This window comes from Methylobacterium sp. J-088, from assembly GCF_022829295.1.
Taxonomy (GTDB): Bacteria; Pseudomonadota; Alphaproteobacteria; order Rhizobiales; family Beijerinckiaceae; genus Methylobacterium.
The window spans coordinates 95234-109648 of record NZ_JAKSYH010000114.1; the positions used below are offsets into that span (position 1 = coordinate 95234).

Consider the following 14415-nt stretch of genomic DNA (forward strand, 5'->3'; position numbering starts at 1 on the left):
ACATAGCGTCAAATCTGCAGGTTCCCTACACCTAATTTTTCTGCGGAATATCCAAAATCACTCGCCAGTTCCGCCAACTCACGGCCAACACTAAGAATACGACTGCGTCTCAGTAGCGGTTGCGGAGATCAGTCAGGCACAGACCGCGCAGGGCGGCGGCCGGGATCCGTGCGAACCCGGGCCGGGCATTCATGTCCTGCGCGAAGGACAGAGCCTGTACCCAGGTTTGCCGTCTAACGGTCGCCCGGCGATTGCCGCGGCGCGGTCCGGGATCGGAACGCATCGCCGCCGCGTGCCGCCCGTCGAGCCCGGCGCCGCACGCGCAGGCTGAATGCAGGCGAGGCATACACCTGCTGTAGACAGGCTGCGCCCGATCATCGATTTCCAGTTGAAATGTCGCGGGGGCGCACGGGCGACGGGAAACGGGACGGCCTGGTCGGGCAAGGGACGGTTCAGATGGATCAAGCGGCGGACGACGTCGTATCCGAGGCCGCGCTCGCCGCAGCCCTCGAAGCCTCCGGCGGCGTCGGCTTCTGGAGGTGGGACATTCCCGAGGACACGGCGCGCGCCGATCCGGTGAGTGCCCTGCTGTTCAACATCAGCCCCGCCCGCTCGCGCGCCGGCGTCAGCCTCTCGGAGATCCTGAAGGCGGTCCATCCGGGCGATCAGGCGCATATCTCGCAGGTCATCCTGGACTGTGTTCAGTCCGGCGGCTCCTACACGGCCGAGTACCGCGTGTGCTCGCCGACGGGCCGGCTGCGCTGGCTCTTCACCCGCGGGCATTTCCACCTGGACGAGCAGGGCCGCCCGACCACGGGCTGCGGGGTGATCGTCGAGATTTCGGACAGCAAGTCCGCCGGCACGGCCTTCGCGCAACGCGATGGAACCCTGATCGACGCCCTCAACCGAGCCGCGGACCTGTGCCTGTCCCTGCACGACGCGCTCTCGAAGTTCGGTGAGGCGCCCATGCTGGCGCTGGCCGAGACCCTGCTGATCGAGATCGGCCGGCACTTGGCGGCGCGGCAGCGGATCGCGCGCGGCCATGCCCTGCATTGACCGGCCCCGAGCCCTTGTCGTGACACGCTCTGCGCCGAACCGGGGGCCACTTCGGCGGAGAGCGCCCTAATAAAGCTCCCGGATCGTCCGCGCGATGCGCGCGGCCTCGTCGACCTCCACCGGCCGCCCGGTGTCGTCGGGCAGGCCGGGCCCCGTCTGCGCGATGGTCGCGTCGCGCGGGCGCCCGCTCTGCCCGTCCGAGATCGGCGGCTCCTTCGACCTGTCGCGTTCCTGATCCATCGGCCCCTCCTGGCGCGGGACAGCGTCGCCTCGGCTCAACCCGCACTGCGCCGGTCGGCGGTCGCGCGGCCGTGCGGCGTGCGCTCCGGGAGGAGGGGTTGGCGGACTCCCCCGGCTCCGTCGATCAGAACGGGTAATAGCGCAGCGAGGTCAGGCCGGTGACGAGGTGGGTGGACGGGGCGATCCCGTAGGCGCCCCGGAAGGCGTCGCGCTCGGTGTAGGAGACCTGCGCGCCCGCCACGAGGCGGCCGAAATCGCCCTTGTAGAGATCGTGCCAGAAGCCGCCGGTGATCTGGCGGATGTCGCGGCTCTCCGCCTGGCAGGTCCCGCTCGCCGCGCCCTCGACGTCGCAGCCGGTCACCACCAGGGTCGGCGAACCGTAGCCGGTGGCGTTGAGCGCGCCGGCACGCGCGGCGTGCTCCCAGCCGGCATAGAGGTAGACGTCGGTGCCGGGCTGGATGTGGGCGACGCCGCCGGCGAGCAGCTGGAAGGCCGGGATCGGGGCGACCGACCCGTCGGCCTTCAGGGCGAAGTCCGGCAATTGCGCCGAGCCGTAGCGGCCGATGCCCTGGCCGACGAGGCCGCTGACCTGCAGGTCCAGGCGCTTGTCGATCACCGGCAGGGTCGCGGCGCCGCCGATGCCGTAGCCCAGCGCGGTGTCGGTGCGGCCGGGGAGGCGGGTCGCGGCGGTGAGGTTGGTGGGGCTCAGCCGGTCGTCGAAGAACCGCACCAGACCTTTGAGCTCGAAGTGGCCGAAGCCGGGCTCGAGGGCGAGCTTGCCGATGACGTCGGGGACGCTGTTGTTCGAGTAGGTGGTGGAGGTGTTGAGCTGGCCGACCGCGTCGCCGGCATTGCTGACGTTGACGATGCCGGGCGCCGCGAAGGGGCTCGGCGGCAGCACGCTCTGGGGCGATTCCACCGACAGGCCGGCCCAGAGGCCCGGCGCGATGTCCTTGACCACGCGCAGCTGCGGGTTCCGGGTCCAGTTGAAGCCCGGCACGTACTGCACGTCGATGGTGAGCGGGATCTGCTCCTTGAGCGGGGTGATGCCGGACAGGTCCGTGGTGAGCAGGCTCCAGGCTTGGCCGGCCAGGACGTGCCAACCGGAATCGAGGGTCTCGACCGTGGCGAAGAGCTGCCGGATGCGTGGGTTGTAGCTGTTGCTCTCGCGCGAGTTCGCGTTGGTGGCAGCCCCCAGGAAATCGATCTCGTAATAGCCCGAGACCTGGAGCGTGGGCTCGACCTTCGCGGTGAACAAACCGCTCAGGCGGCTTTGCCGGGCGGAGAAGCGGAACTCGTTCTCCCGCGAGCGGGGATCGTTGCGGAACGGGATGCCGCCGAAATCGGTGCCGACATCCGAGTCGAGGTTGGGATGGCGGACGATGCCCGCCAGTTCGAAGAAGCCGCCCGGGGTGAAGCAGACCGCCGGCCCGAGGGCGTAGCTGCCGACGTTGCAGGCGAGGTCGTTGGCGAGGATGACCGGCGTGTGCGCGCTCATGGCCGGGCGCGCCCCACCGGGGCCACCCACCTGGGCCACGCGCTGCTGATGCTCGGTGCGGGCGGCCAAGCGCGCCTGCTCCCGCGACAGCACCCGGCGCTCCCGGGCCTCCCCGGCGATCGCGGCCCGCTGCGTTCCGGATTGCCGGCGCAGGGCAGCGAGTTCCTGCTGCATGGCCAGCATCTGGCGCTGCATCGCGTCCATCCGGGCCGCCATCTCGGCGACGCTCTGAGCCTGGGCCGGCAGGCCCCCGAGGCCGAGGGCGAGCCCGGTCGCGGCCGCTGTGGCGCGGGTGCTCGGCAGGATCAGGCGCAGCATGGGCACTCAGCCGAGGAGGTGGGATCCCTGGGGTCGGATCCGGGGCGAACAGCCCAAAGTGGTGGGATGCCACATACGACGCTCGCACGACGACTCGCCGCAGGGTACCCCGGCGGCGGTGGGAAACCGTCCGCCGGCCGCTGGTTCCAAACCGCTGTGGCGCTGCCGCCACGGCGAATAACCCGTTGTCAAAACACATGTTAAAGTCGCAGGGATCGCGGCCCGCGGGCGGCGCCGCCACGGCGTCGGGTCGGCGCGCCATCGCCATGGCGGCGCCCGCGATCTCCTGCCCGGGGTGCGCAGCCAGGAACTTGGCCATGCGGCGCCCGCGTTCCCTGAGCGAATGGGACCCCAGAGCCCGCACCGCAACACAGGTAACGCCATGACCACGGACGTACGCGAAATCTACGTCACGGCCCTCAAGAACACCCATGCCGTCGAGATGCAGGCGCTGCAGATCATGGAGCGGCAGGTCGAGCGCCTGGAGCGCTATCCGGAGATGGAGCAGGCCCTGCGCCGCCACATCGCGGAAACGCACGGCCAGCGCGACCGCCTGGAGGAGGCGCTCCAAAGCCTGGGCGACAGCCCCTCGGCCCTCAAGGAAGGGTTTTTGGGCTTCGTCGGCAACATGATGGCTCTCGGTCATGCCCCGGCCCAGGACGAGATCCTGAAGAACACCTACGCCAACCATGCCTTCGAGAACTTCGAGATCGCGGCCTACGAGTCGCTGCTCGTCATCGCCGATGCCGCCGGCCAGCAGGGGCACCGGACGGCGTTTCAGCAGTCGCTCAAGGAAGAGCAGGGCATGGCGGAAGCGGTGCGGAAGCTGATCGGGCCGACCACCGAGCGCTACCTCCAGCTGACCACGTCCGGCGCGAAGGCCGACCGGTAGGGTTCGCTTCGTCGAGGCGGACACCGGCTCGGCACACGAGAGCACGTCGACGCAAGGCTTCAGGGCTGCGCCCGGTCGCGACGCGATCGGGCGCAGCCTTGCGCATGGTCGAGCCGCATCCAGCCGGAGGGCACGCCGCGCGCCTCCGGTGCGACGTGGCAGCGCGCTTCGTACGACACTCACCCGGCTACCGCATCGTGCTGGCCACCGACACCCTGCGCAGTTCCTGCGACGAGGCGCACGACGCGCTGCTGCTGATGTACCGCATGCGCTACGGCCATCAGGTCGAGACGCCGACCACCGCCGAGATCCTCGACCGCTGGCGGTGAGCGGCGCGGGCCGCGCACGGCTCCGAACCAGTTACGGTCAAGCTCAAACGAGATCAGCACCGGTCGGTTCCGTCGACCTTCGACCTCCGAATACGCGAGACCTCCGAAACCAGGCACGAAAAACAGTCGCACCGCGCGAACCTGTGGCCGATGTGACCGTTATGTCTCCAAACACCGTACCGGAGGACAGGTTATGGCCAAGCACGAGATCCTCGGCTACTTCGAGCACCGCCGCGACGGCGCCTGGATCTGCACCCGGCCCTTCACCCTGACGACGCGGGATGCCAGCATCGATATCCGCCAGGGCATGCGGTTCGACTATGGCAAGCGGATCGGCGGCGTCGATCTCGCCGAATACCTGGAGCGCCTGGGCTCGCAGTTCGGTTCGTAAGCGCGAACCGACTTCCGACACGTCGAACATGCGTGGCGCCGGACCGGGTCCGGCGCCTTTTCGCGTTCAGGCGCCGCCCCATTGCATGGTCAGCCCGCCATCGACCACCAGGGTGTGGCCCGTCACATAGGCGGAGGCGTCCGAGGCGAGATAGAGGATCGCCCGGGCGATCTCCTCGGGCTGGCCGGCCCGGTGGAACGGGATCCGCTCCAGGGACTGGTCGAGCGTCTCCGGATTTTCGAACCGGTCGGCGGTCATCGGGGTCTCGATCAGGCCCGGAGCGACGCTGTTGACGTTGATCCGGTCCTCGGCAAGCTCCCGCGATAGGGAGCGGCACAGGGAGCCGAGCCCGGCCTTGGACATGCCGTAGGGTGCGCTCTCGGGCGTCGGCAGGTGCTGGGCCACGGACGAGACGAACACGATCTTGCCGTTCCCCCCTTGCGCCTTGCGCATCTTGATGAAGGGGCGGGCGCAGAACAGCGGGCCCATCAGGTTCACCCGCAGGATCCGCTCCAGCAGCGCGTCGTCCATCTCGGCCACCGGCACGCCGCTCATGGCCTGGCCGGCATTCGCCACCAGGACGTCGAGGGTGCCGAACTCGCTGCCGATCCGGTCGAAGGCTGCGTTGACCGCCGCCGGATCGCCGACATCGAGCTGGAGCACCAAGGCCCGGCGCCCGGCGGCTTCGACCCGGGCGGCGGTCTCGCGGATGCCGGCCTCGTCGGTGTGGTAGGTGATCGCCACGTCAGCCCCCTCCCGGGCGAACAGCTCGGCGGTCGCCTGCCCGATGCCGGAATCGGCTCCGGTGATCAGGGCACGGGTGTCGGTGAAGCTCATCGTCGATCCATGGGGTGCACCGCGGTCGCGGCCGGATGCCGAAGCAATCGGCGCCGCCCGGCGCAGTTCCGCGCGGTGCGCACCGGCCGCAGGGGAACCTCAGCCGGGCCGGCGTCTTTGACGCTCCGCGCCCGCATGTCCTAGTGAGGAGCATGTCTCTGGCTGACACGATCCCCTGCCCGACCGAGGAGAGCGCCCCCGATACGCGCAGCCGCATCCTCGCGACGGCGGACGCGTATTTCCGCGAGATCGGCTACCAGAAGACGACGGTGGCCGACATTGCCCGTACGCTCAAGATGAGCCCGGCCAACGTCTATCGCTTCTTCGATTCGAAGAAGGCGATCAACGAGGCGGTGCTGGAGCGCCTGATCGGCGAGGTCGAGGCGTTGATCTCGGAGATCGCCGACCGGCCCGGCCTCGATCCGACCGCCCGGTTCGTGGCGGCGATCGAGACCTTGCACCGCGACTGCACCCGGCGGTGCGAGGCGTTTCCCCGGCTGCACGAGATGATCGAGGCGGCGATGGCGGAGAGCTGGGATGTCTGCCGCCACCACGTCGCCCGGATCACCGCCGGGATCGAGCGCATCATCGTCGAAGGCGTGGCCCGCGGCGTCTTCGAGGCCGCGGATCCCGCCGAGGCGGCGGCCTGCGTCCACGCCGCGATCGCCCGCTACACGCACCCGGTCCTGGTCGGGAAGTCGCCGCTCCAGCCGGCGCCGTCGGTGGAGGCCATGACGGCGTTCCTGCTGCGGAGCCTGGCGCCGGCCCGGCGCCGGCCATAGGGCTGTGGGCGCAGGGACCCGATACGGTCGATCGCAGCACGGCCTTACCCCCGTTTCGATACGTGAGGCCCTGCGGTATGGTGCTCGCATGATGCGCCGTCCCAGAATCGGCACGCCCCCCCGCGCTGTCCCGCCGGACAGGAGCGCTGGCGCGCCGTCGACCGCCGATACGGACGTCACGCTGCCGGAGACAATGACGGTCGAGGAGCGGGCTGCCGTCCGGCGCGGATTGTCCGACGTGCAGGCGGGCCACCTCGCCACCGAGGCGGAGATCGAGGCCGCGTTCCGACGCTTCAGGCCGTGATCGTCGTCTACACTCAGGCAGCGCTCACGGATCTGAACGGCATCGCGGACTACCTCATCCATCGCAATCCCGACGGTGCAGCCAAGGTCGAGAGGGACATCAGGGCCACCATCGACAGACTGACCGTGCACCCCTTCAGCGGACGGCAGCAGGACGAGGCGACCGTGCGCAAGGCCGTCTCGCCGAGCTACCGATACCGGATCTTCTACGCCGTCGACGCAGGCAACGGCGTCGTTCAGGTGCTCGCGATCCTGCATCCATCGCGGGATGGTTAGAGCATCGTCCCGAAAGGCGGCTTCCATCTTCCGGGACGATGCGACGGACGGATCCTCTCCGCGGAGAGACCTACTCGGACGCCGCCCCGGCCTCCGGCACGGGCTTGGAGGCTTTGGGCTGCGGGCCGTCATAACCCTCGATCACCAGGATCTCGGCCTCGACGCCGCCGCGCTGCTTGGCCTTGGCGGCCTGGTAGAGATCGGAGTTCCAGCAGGCGAGGGCGTCGGCGTAGCTCGGGAACTCGATCACCACGTTGCGGGAGCGGGCCGGCCCCATCACCGCCTCGTGGGCGCCGCCGCGCACGAGGAAGCGCCCGCCGAACTTGGCGAAAGCCGCGCCGTTGGCCGCTACGTAGTCCTTGTAGGCCTCCGCGTCGCGGACATCGACCCGCGCGATCCAGTAGCCCTTCGTCATGCTGCGTCTCCTGCCTTGCCGAGCCAATTGGATCTTGCCGGGCGAAGTGGCTCCGGGCCGCACGAAAGCAATCCCCGTTCTGATCAGGCCATCTCGGCCAAGATCGCCTGCGCCACCGCACGGGGGTCGGCGGCGCCGGTGATCGGGCGCCCGACCACGACATGGTCGATCCCGGCCTGCCTAGCCTCGCCGGGGGTCATCACCCGCTTCTGGTCGCCGGCCTCGGCGCCCGCCGGACGGATTCCCGGGGTGACGATCAGCCGGTCCGGCCCGACGATCCGCCGGACCGCGGCCGCCTCCGCCGCCGAGCAGACGAGGCCGTCGATGCCGATCTCGGCGGCCTGGGCGGCGCGCCGGGCGACCAGCTCCGCCACCGGCAGGCCGTAGCCGGCTTCCGCCGCGTCGGCATCGTCGTAGGAGGTCAGCACCGTCACGGCGAGGATCTTCAGGTCCGCACCCCGACCACGAAAAGCCGCCCGCATGGTCTGCGGGTAGGCGTGGACGGTGAGGAAGGTGGCCCCTGAATTCGAGACCGCACGCACCCCCGCCTCGACGGTGTTGCCGATGTCGTGCAGCTTCAGGTCGAGGAAGGTCTTGAGGCCCCGCGCCGCCAGACGCTCGGCGAGCGCAAGGCCGCCCGCGTAACCCAGCTGATAGCCGATCTTGTAGAAGGTCGCGGCATCGCCGATCCGGTCGATCAGCGCCTCGGCCTCGGGCACGCCCGGCAGGTCGAGGGCCACGATCAGGCGGTCGCGGGGGTCGGCGGTCTCGGGCATCGGGCGTCCTTCCGGGTCGCGGCACGGATCACGGCCGGGCGAGGCCTGTCAATGCGACAGGGTTCTGGCCGGCGATCCGGGTTGCTCCGGTGACGCGTGACACGGAGAGGCTTTCAGGCGGCGGGCCCCGGGAATATGGTGCAGGCGTCGCAGGATGCTGGGGTCAACACCAGGAACCGGTCATGATCCTCACGACACTGCTTCGCCAGAACTCGGAGGCCATCCGACGGGTCGGGACCGATGCCCGCGACGAGGCCCGGCGGGCGGGCGTACCGGCCTACTACATGGATCCAGCCCTCGGGGACGGTATCGTCCGTGACATGCCCGACGGCACATGTGAGCGCGTCGAACGTCGTGACGGCCGAAGAACCGTCGTCGAAACTTATGACCCGCGGACCTGAGGGACGCGAATCCAGCCCGGTTTGTACCATCCCCGGTGGTCCCAGCGAATCCGGAAAGTCGAGTCTCTACCGGGCGCTCGCTCCACCCGGAGAGTCCGCGAACACGGACCTGATCGCGCGCGCGTTGAGCCCCGAAAACCCGGACGGTGCGTCGCTTCAGGCGGGCCGAGCGGTGCTTCGCCGCCTCGAAGAGCTTATCGATCAACGGCGCGATTTCGTCTGGGAGACCACGCTCAGTTCGAACCAAGCGCTCGCGCTCATGCGCCGGGCTTTCGATGCCGGTTATGAAATCGGACCCGTCTTCGTTACGCTCGCCGGCGTGGATCTGAATGTGGATCGTGTCGCTCAGAGAGTCAGCCAAGGCGGCCCCCCTATCCCGGAGACCGTCATTCGGCGCCGTTACGACGCGGCTTTCGAGAAGCTTGCGCGTGCCATACGCTATTCCGACGCGACGGCGATCTTCGACAACACCGGGCGTGCGCCGAATTTGCCCCTGCGTATCGTCGGCGGCCTCATCGACGAGAACCGGCTCGACGCGTCTCAGCCCCTTCATCTGCGGGGCCGTAGCGGAAGCGACGGATATCAGTCCGGAGGCCGTGTTCGGGGCGGCGCGCGATCCGTGAGGCTTCCGCCTCACCCCGCCAGCACCCGCGCCACCTCCGCTTTCAGCACCGGCAGCAGCTCCGCCTCGAACCAGGGCTCGCGCTTGAGCCAGCCGTTGTTGCGCCAGGACGGGTGGGGCAGGGGGAGCACCCGCGGGCGCCGGGGCTCGGCGAGGATCTCCCGCCAGCGCCGCACCGTGCCGGTGAGGCCATCCTCCAGCTTCCCCAGGTGCCACCCTTGCGCGTACTGGCCGATCACCAGGGTCAGCGCGAGGTCCGGCAGCCCGGAGAACAGCTCCGCCCGCCAGCGCTCGGCGCATTCCCGGCGGGGCGGCCGGTCGCCGCCCTTGGCGTCCAACCCGGGGAAGCATGCGCCCATCGGCAGGATGGCGACCCGGGCGGCATCGTAGAACCGCGTCTCGTCGAGTCCGAGCCAGGACCGCAGCCGGACGCCCGAGGGATCTCGGAACGGCATCCCGGTCCGGTGGGCGCGGGTGCCGGGGGCTTGGCTCGCGATGCAGAGGCGCGCGCCGGTGCTGCCCTGGACGATCGGCCGGGGCTCCTGGGGCAGCGGCGGACCGTAGAGCGGGCTGTCCCGGCAGAGGCGGCAGGCGCGCAGGCGGGCGGCAGTGTCTTCGAACGGCATCCCCCGGAGATGGCGCCGGACGGCCCAAAAAAGAAACGGCGCGGTGTCGCGCCGCGCCGTTGTCAGTCGGTCTCTTGTCTTGGGGGAAGACCCAACCGTCCTACGCCGCCGCGCGGCGGCGGGCGGTGCGATTTCTCACGCGCCCTTCACGCCGGAGAGGTCGAGGGGCAGGGAGCGCAGGCGCCGGCCGGTGGCGGCGAAGACCGCGTTGGCGATCGACGGACCGAGAACGGGCACCCCCGGCTCGCCGATCCCGGTCGGCGCGACCTGGCTCGGCACGATGTGGACCTCGACCTTCGGCATCTCGCTCATGCGGGTCGGCGCGTAGGCGTCGAAATTGTGCTCCTGCACCTGTCCGTCCTTGAGGGTGATGCGGTTCCGCAGCACCGCCGACAGGGCGAAGCCGACCGCGCCCTCGACCTGCGCCCGGATCACGTCCGGGTTGACCGGCACGCCGACATCGACCGCGGCCACGATCCGGTTGACCCGGATCGCCGCGTCCTGCGCGGTCACATCCGCCACCATGGCGACGTAGGAGCCGAAGGATTCGTGGACCGCCACCCCGAGGCCGCGGCCCGGCTCCCGCGGCTTGGCGCTCCAGCCGGCCTTCTCGGCGGCGAGCTTCAGCACGCCGGACAGCCGCGGCGCCTGGGCCAGGAGCGAGAGCCGGTAGGCCACCGGATCGACGTTCGCGGCATGGGCCAGTTCGTCGATCATCACCTCCATCACGTGGGCCGTGTGGGTGTGGCCGACCGAGCGCCACCACAGGACCGGCACGCCCTCGCGGCCGTTATGGACGCCGAACCGGTAGGCCGGCAGCGCGTAGGGCGTGTCGGAGGCGCCCTCCACGGTGGTGGAATCGATCCCGTTCTTGACGATCATCGCCTCGAAGGGCGAGCCGATCATGATCGACTTGCCGACCATGACGTGGTCCCAGCCGACCACCGCGCCCTTGGCGTCGATGCCGGCCCGGACCTTGTGGAGCACGGTCGGGCGGTAATAGCCGCCGGCCATGTCGTCCTCACGGGTCCAGACGAGGTGGATCGGAGCCTTCTCGCCCGACGCCTTGAAGACGGCGGCCGCCTCCGCGAGGTAGTCGGCGGTGGGGGTCGCCCGGCGCCCGAACGAGCCGCCGGCCCAGTTGCTGTGCAGCCGCACCCGGTCGGCCGTCACGCCGAGGATCGCCGCCATGGTGGCCTGCTCGACGGTCTGGAACTGGAAGCCCGCGTAGACGTCGTAGCCGCCGTCGGCCGCCTTCTCGATCGTGGCGTTCAGGGGCTCCATCGCGGCGTGGGCGAGGTACGGGAAGGTGAACTCGGCCTCGATGACCTTCGCCGCGCCCTTGAGCGCCGCCTGCGGATCGCCGCGCTCGGACGCCGTGAGGCCCGGGCCCTTGGCCCGCTCCCGGTACTCGGCCAGGATCGCGTCGGACGAGCGGGTCTCGGCGGTGCTGTCGTCCCAGGCGACGGTCAGCGCCTCGCGGCCCTTCATGGCCGACCACGTGTCGCGGGCGATGACCGCCACGCCGGTCGGCACCCGCACCACGTCGAGGACGCCCGCGACCTTCCGGGCGGCGGCGGCATCAAAGCTTTTCACCGTGGCGCCGAAGCGCGGCGCCCGGGCCACCACGGCGGTGACTTGGTTCGGGCGGCGGATGTCCAGGGAGTAGACCGCCGTGCCGTCGGTCTTGGCGACGGAATCGAGGCGCGGCACCTTCTGGCCGATCAGCCGCCACTCGCTGGGGTCCTTGAGCCGCGGCTCGGAGGGCACCGGCAGCGAAGCCGCCGAGGCGGCGAGCTCCCCGAACCGGGCCTGCCGGCCGGACGGGCCGTGGCGCACGACGTTGTCGGCGACCGTGATCTCGGAGACCGGCACCTTCCAGCGGAAGGCGGCCTCGGCCATCAGCATCTCGCGGGCGGCGGCCCCTGCCTTGCGCAACTGGAACCAGGAATTGGCCACCGCGGTGGAGCCGCCGGTCCCCTGGATCGGGCCCATCAGGCTGTTGTTGTAGAGCGTCGCGTCCGCGGGGGCGAACTCGGTGCGGACCTTGGCCCAGTCGGCGCCGAGCTCGTCGGCCAGGATCGTGGCGAGCCCGGTCGTGTTCCCCTGGCCCATGTCGAGGTGCTTGATCACCACCGTCACGGTGTCGTCCGCGCCGATCCGCACGAAGGCGTTGGGCTGCGCCTTCACGTCGGCGAGGTTCGGGCCGGCGGCCGCGCGGGCGGATTTCGGGTCGAGCCGGAACGCCACCACGAGGGCACCGGCGCCGGCCAGAAGGCCGCGGCGGCTGGGACGGGCGGGGAGGGGGCTCGGTCGACGGGCGTTCAGCATGGCGAGGCTCCGGTCAGGACCGCGGAGGGAAGGTGGGCGCCGGGGCGGATCAGGCGAGGCTGCGCGCGGCTTCGTGAATCGCCGCGCGGATGCGCTGATAGGTGCCGCAGCGGCAGATGTTGCCGTCCATGGCGCCGTCGATGTCGGAATCGCTCGGCTTGGCATTGCCCGCGAGCAGGCCGATCGCCGACATGATCTGGCCGGACTGGCAGTAGCCGCACTGGACCACGTCGAGCTTGCGCCACGCGGCCTGGACGGCATCAGCGACCCGGCCGTTGACGCCCTCGATGGTGGTCACCTGCGCGGTGCCGACATCGCCGAGCTTGGTCTGGCAGGCGCGGACCGGCTGGCCGTCGAGATGGACCGTGCAGGCGCCGCATTGCGCGATGCCGCAGCCGTACTTGGTGCCGGTGGCATCGAGCCGGTCGCGCAGGACCCAGAGCAATGGCATGTCGGGATCGGCGTCGATCTCGTGCGCGACGCCGTTGACGGTGAGCTTCGGCATGATCGGCGCCCTCTGATCGTCACGTGAGCCCGGGCGCCCCGGATGGCGGCGCACCGCGTGATTGGCCGGACCGTCGAGCCCGCGACCGTAACGAGCGCTGCCGCCGGCGGGATGTGCGCGATCGCACACGGAGCCCGGAGGTCGGTCAGCCTCGCCACAGCCCGGGATGCTTAAGATCCGAGCGATACCGGCAGCGGCTTCTTAACATATCCGCCGCATCCTTGAGGAGCGAATCCCGGTCGACACCGCCACCTCCGAGTTTCAAGACGCGTATGCCCGATCTCACTGTCGAGATGGTCCAGCGCGGTCGCGGCCCCTCGACGGAGGAGGCCGCCCGCCGCCTCGGGGTCGCCCGCGAGATCCGCTCGGCGCGCGAGAAGCTGACCTCGCTGACCGGCCTGGAACGGGCCTTCGACTACGAGCTGCTGCGCCACTACGCGCAGTACCGGGCCGGGGCCGGCATCCCGCTGGCGGGCTTCGCGGCGGCGCTCGCCGCGGCGGCGACGTTCTGGATCGCGCCGCCGGTGGCCATGGGCTGGGCGTTCGGCGTTGTCCTGATGATCCTGCTCAACACGACCCTGAGCCGGCGCTTCCTGCACGCCGATCCCGAGACGATCCCCCTGAGGCACTGGCGCCGCCTCTTTCTGATCGGCGAGGTGCTGCAGAGCCTGTCGTGGGCGGCGATGATCGGGCTCGGCGCCACGGGCGGCTGGACCTTCGCGCTGCTCGGCCTTGTCATCGCCTCGGCGGTCACCACCATGCTGGCCGCGACCGTACCGCTCGCGGCCGTCGCCGCCCTGGTGCCGCTGGCGCTGGCCACCGCGTCGCTGGCCAGCTTCTCCCGTTCGGCGGACGGGCTCCTGCTCGTGACGATGGCGGGCGGCGCGCAGCTGTTCTTCCTCGGCCTGTCTCGCCGCCTCTACGCCGCCACGATGGGCGCCCTGCGCTCGCGCGCCGAGAAGGACGCGGTGTTCGGCGAACTGGAGCAGGCCAAGGCCAATTCCGACGAGGCCCGCCGCCGGGCCGAGGAGGCGAACCTCGCCAAGTCCCGGTTCCTGGCCACGATGAGCCACGAGCTGCGCACGCCGCTCAACGCCATCCTGGGCTTCTCGGAGGTGATGAAGAACGAGGTGTTCGGCACCCACACCGCGCCGTCCTACCGGGAATACTCCAACGACATCCACGACAGCGGGATGCACCTGCTCAACCTGATCAACGAGATCCTCGATCTCTCGCGGATCGAGGCGGGGCGGTACGAGCTGAACGAGGAGCCGGTGCAGCTCGCCCACGTGGTCGAGGAGTGCCGCCACATGATGGGCCTGCGCGCCAAGGCCAAGAACCAGACCTTCCACGACCTCGTGGACGACGCCCTGCCGCGGCTCTGGGCGGACGAGCGCGCCTTGCGCCAGATCGTGCTGAACCTCCTGTCGAACGCCGTGAAGTTCACGCCGCCCGGCGGCGAGATCTGGCTGAAAGTCGGCTGGACCGCCTCGGGCGGGCAATACGTCTCGGTCAAGGACAGCGGCCCCGGCATCCCCGAGGACGAGCTCGGCACCGTCCTGTCCTCGTTCGGGCGCGGCTCGCTGGCGATCAAGACCGCCGAGCAGGGCTCGGGGCTCGGCCTGCCGATCGTGAAGGGGCTGGTGGAGCTGCATGGCGGCCAGTTCCAGCTCAGTTCGAAGCCCCGGGAGGGCACCGAGGTGGTGGTGACCCTGCCGATCTCCCGGGTGATGGACACGCTGGCGCCGGTCGAGATCGACCCCGAGCCCTCGGCACCGGCTCGGGGTGCCCTCAACCGAGCAGCGTGAGTTCCGCTT

At 70.2% G+C, this 14415-nt stretch carries 17 protein-coding genes and 1 pseudogene; 9 read left to right on the top strand and 9 right to left on the bottom strand.

Features of this window, described 5'->3' with window-relative positions:
* Positions 1 to 109: 109 nt before the first annotated feature.
* Entirely contained in the window at positions 110 to 283 is a 174-nt protein-coding gene (locus MKK63_RS12520; protein ID WP_244002110.1) for a hypothetical protein, read from the bottom strand.
* A gap of 173 nt (positions 284 to 456) precedes the next feature.
* On the opposite strand from MKK63_RS12520, the gene MKK63_RS12525 reads away from it, so the two are divergent.
* On the top strand, positions 457 to 1056 hold the full coding sequence (locus MKK63_RS12525; RefSeq protein ID WP_244002112.1) for a PAS domain-containing protein: 600 nt from the start codon (positions 457 to 459) through the stop codon (positions 1054 to 1056).
* Positions 1057 to 1122: 66 nt separating this feature from the next.
* Here MKK63_RS12525 and MKK63_RS12530 read toward each other — a convergent pair whose 3' ends face one another.
* Complete coding sequence (locus MKK63_RS12530; protein WP_244002114.1) at positions 1123 to 1296, bottom strand: hypothetical protein; 174 nt, start codon at positions 1294 to 1296, stop codon at positions 1123 to 1125.
* Between the two features lie 124 nt (positions 1297 to 1420).
* On the bottom strand, positions 1421 to 3112 hold the full coding sequence (locus tag MKK63_RS12535; protein WP_244002116.1) for a hypothetical protein: 1692 nt from the start codon (positions 3110 to 3112) through the stop codon (positions 1421 to 1423).
* A gap of 382 nt (positions 3113 to 3494) precedes the next feature.
* On the opposite strand from MKK63_RS12535, the gene MKK63_RS12540 reads away from it, so the two are divergent.
* The 3 genes from MKK63_RS12540 to MKK63_RS12550 all read left to right on the top strand — a co-directional run bounded on the left by MKK63_RS12540 (position 3495) and on the right by MKK63_RS12550 (position 4724).
* The gene (locus MKK63_RS12540) at positions 3495 to 4004 is read left to right on the top strand and encodes a ferritin-like domain-containing protein (protein ID WP_244002118.1); all 510 of its coding nucleotides are present in this window, start codon (positions 3495 to 3497) and stop codon (positions 4002 to 4004) included.
* A 155-nt stretch (positions 4005 to 4159) separates the two neighbouring features.
* Positions 4160 to 4333, top strand: a complete 174-nt coding sequence (locus tag MKK63_RS12545) for a hypothetical protein (RefSeq protein ID WP_244002120.1) — start codon at positions 4160 to 4162, stop codon at positions 4331 to 4333.
* A gap of 193 nt (positions 4334 to 4526) precedes the next feature.
* The gene (locus MKK63_RS12550; RefSeq protein ID WP_243916471.1) at positions 4527 to 4724 is read left to right on the top strand and encodes a hypothetical protein; all 198 of its coding nucleotides are present in this window, start codon (positions 4527 to 4529) and stop codon (positions 4722 to 4724) included.
* Between the two features lie 66 nt (positions 4725 to 4790).
* Here MKK63_RS12550 and MKK63_RS12555 read toward each other — a convergent pair whose 3' ends face one another.
* Positions 4791 to 5561: an SDR family NAD(P)-dependent oxidoreductase gene (locus MKK63_RS12555; RefSeq protein ID WP_244002122.1), complete on the bottom strand. Its 771-nt coding sequence runs from the start codon at positions 5559 to 5561 to the stop codon at positions 4791 to 4793.
* 152 nt (positions 5562 to 5713) lie between these two features.
* Here MKK63_RS12555 and MKK63_RS12560 point away from each other — a divergent pair, with 152 nt between their 5' ends.
* Both MKK63_RS12560 and MKK63_RS12565 read left to right on the top strand, forming a co-directional pair.
* Complete coding sequence (locus tag MKK63_RS12560; protein WP_244002124.1) at positions 5714 to 6343, top strand: TetR/AcrR family transcriptional regulator; 630 nt, start codon at positions 5714 to 5716, stop codon at positions 6341 to 6343.
* 300 nt (positions 6344 to 6643) lie between these two features.
* Positions 6644 to 6922 (top strand): type II toxin-antitoxin system RelE/ParE family toxin, encoded by a 279-nt coding sequence (locus MKK63_RS12565; RefSeq protein WP_244002125.1) that lies wholly within the window; start codon positions 6644 to 6646, stop codon positions 6920 to 6922.
* Between the two features lie 70 nt (positions 6923 to 6992).
* Here MKK63_RS12565 and MKK63_RS12570 read toward each other — a convergent pair whose 3' ends face one another.
* Together MKK63_RS12570 and pyrF are read right to left on the bottom strand one after the other, a co-directional pair.
* Positions 6993 to 7337, bottom strand: coding sequence for a DUF1330 domain-containing protein (locus MKK63_RS12570; protein WP_244002127.1), 345 nt, complete (start codon positions 7335 to 7337; stop codon positions 6993 to 6995).
* Positions 7338 to 7420: 83 nt separating this feature from the next.
* The gene (gene pyrF / locus MKK63_RS12575) at positions 7421 to 8113 is read right to left on the bottom strand and encodes an orotidine-5'-phosphate decarboxylase (RefSeq protein ID WP_244002130.1); all 693 of its coding nucleotides are present in this window, start codon (positions 8111 to 8113) and stop codon (positions 7421 to 7423) included.
* Positions 8114 to 8295: 182 nt separating this feature from the next.
* Between pyrF and MKK63_RS12580 the strand changes: the two genes are divergently transcribed.
* The gene (locus MKK63_RS12580) at positions 8296 to 8514 is read left to right on the top strand and encodes a hypothetical protein (RefSeq protein WP_244002132.1); all 219 of its coding nucleotides are present in this window, start codon (positions 8296 to 8298) and stop codon (positions 8512 to 8514) included.
* Positions 8498 to 8968: pseudogene (locus tag MKK63_RS32215) on the top strand (zeta toxin family protein); the annotation flags it as partial. The gene MKK63_RS12580 and the pseudogene MKK63_RS32215, both read left to right, overlap by 17 nt.
* A gap of 179 nt (positions 8969 to 9147) precedes the next feature.
* Here MKK63_RS32215 and MKK63_RS12585 read toward each other — a convergent pair.
* The 3 genes from MKK63_RS12585 to MKK63_RS12595 form a co-directional block, all read right to left on the bottom strand.
* The gene (locus MKK63_RS12585; RefSeq protein WP_244002134.1) at positions 9148 to 9762 is read right to left on the bottom strand and encodes a uracil-DNA glycosylase family protein; all 615 of its coding nucleotides are present in this window, start codon (positions 9760 to 9762) and stop codon (positions 9148 to 9150) included.
* Positions 9763 to 9897: 135 nt separating this feature from the next.
* Positions 9898 to 12093 carry a xanthine dehydrogenase family protein molybdopterin-binding subunit gene (locus tag MKK63_RS12590; protein ID WP_244002136.1) on the bottom strand — a complete coding sequence of 732 codons (2196 nt, stop codon included), beginning with the start codon at positions 12091 to 12093 and terminating at the stop codon, positions 9898 to 9900.
* Positions 12094 to 12142: 49 nt separating this feature from the next.
* Positions 12143 to 12598, bottom strand: a complete 456-nt coding sequence (locus MKK63_RS12595; protein ID WP_243916478.1) for a (2Fe-2S)-binding protein — start codon at positions 12596 to 12598, stop codon at positions 12143 to 12145.
* A 272-nt stretch (positions 12599 to 12870) separates the two neighbouring features.
* Between MKK63_RS12595 and MKK63_RS12600 the strand changes: the two genes are divergently transcribed.
* Positions 12871 to 14406, top strand: coding sequence for a sensor histidine kinase (locus MKK63_RS12600; protein ID WP_244002138.1), 1536 nt, complete (start codon positions 12871 to 12873; stop codon positions 14404 to 14406).
* Positions 14407 to 14415 lie beyond the last annotated feature (9 nt).

Bases quoted from the DNA above. Each gene is read 5' to 3' on its own strand.
- MKK63_RS12585 (WP_244002134.1), bottom strand. From the start codon at position 9,762: ATGCCGTTCGAAGACACTGCCGCCCGCCTGCGCGCCTGCCGCCTCTGC.
- MKK63_RS12560 (WP_244002124.1), top strand. From the start codon at position 5,714: ATGTCTCTGGCTGACACGATCCCCTGCCCGACCGAGGAGAGCGCCCCC.
- MKK63_RS12540 (WP_244002118.1), top strand. From the start codon at position 3,495: ATGACCACGGACGTACGCGAAATCTACGTCACGGCCCTCAAGAACACC.
- pyrF (WP_244002130.1), bottom strand. From the start codon at position 8,113: ATGCCCGAGACCGCCGACCCCCGCGACCGCCTGATCGTGGCCCTCGAC.
- MKK63_RS12595 (WP_243916478.1), bottom strand. From the start codon at position 12,598: ATGCCGAAGCTCACCGTCAACGGCGTCGCGCACGAGATCGACGCCGAT.
- MKK63_RS12555 (WP_244002122.1), bottom strand. From the start codon at position 5,561: ATGAGCTTCACCGACACCCGTGCCCTGATCACCGGAGCCGATTCCGGC.
- MKK63_RS12530 (WP_244002114.1), bottom strand. From the start codon at position 1,296: ATGGATCAGGAACGCGACAGGTCGAAGGAGCCGCCGATCTCGGACGGG.
- MKK63_RS12550 (WP_243916471.1), top strand. From the start codon at position 4,527: ATGGCCAAGCACGAGATCCTCGGCTACTTCGAGCACCGCCGCGACGGC.
- MKK63_RS12535 (WP_244002116.1), bottom strand. From the start codon at position 3,112: ATGCTGCGCCTGATCCTGCCGAGCACCCGCGCCACAGCGGCCGCGACC.
- MKK63_RS12600 (WP_244002138.1), top strand. From the start codon at position 12,871: ATGCCCGATCTCACTGTCGAGATGGTCCAGCGCGGTCGCGGCCCCTCG.
- MKK63_RS12525 (WP_244002112.1), top strand. From the start codon at position 457: ATGGATCAAGCGGCGGACGACGTCGTATCCGAGGCCGCGCTCGCCGCA.
- MKK63_RS12520 (WP_244002110.1), bottom strand. From the start codon at position 283: ATGCGTTCCGATCCCGGACCGCGCCGCGGCAATCGCCGGGCGACCGTT.
- MKK63_RS12590 (WP_244002136.1), bottom strand. From the start codon at position 12,093: ATGCTGAACGCCCGTCGACCGAGCCCCCTCCCCGCCCGTCCCAGCCGC.
- MKK63_RS12570 (WP_244002127.1), bottom strand. From the start codon at position 7,337: ATGACGAAGGGCTACTGGATCGCGCGGGTCGATGTCCGCGACGCGGAG.
- MKK63_RS12580 (WP_244002132.1), top strand. From the start codon at position 8,296: ATGATCCTCACGACACTGCTTCGCCAGAACTCGGAGGCCATCCGACGG.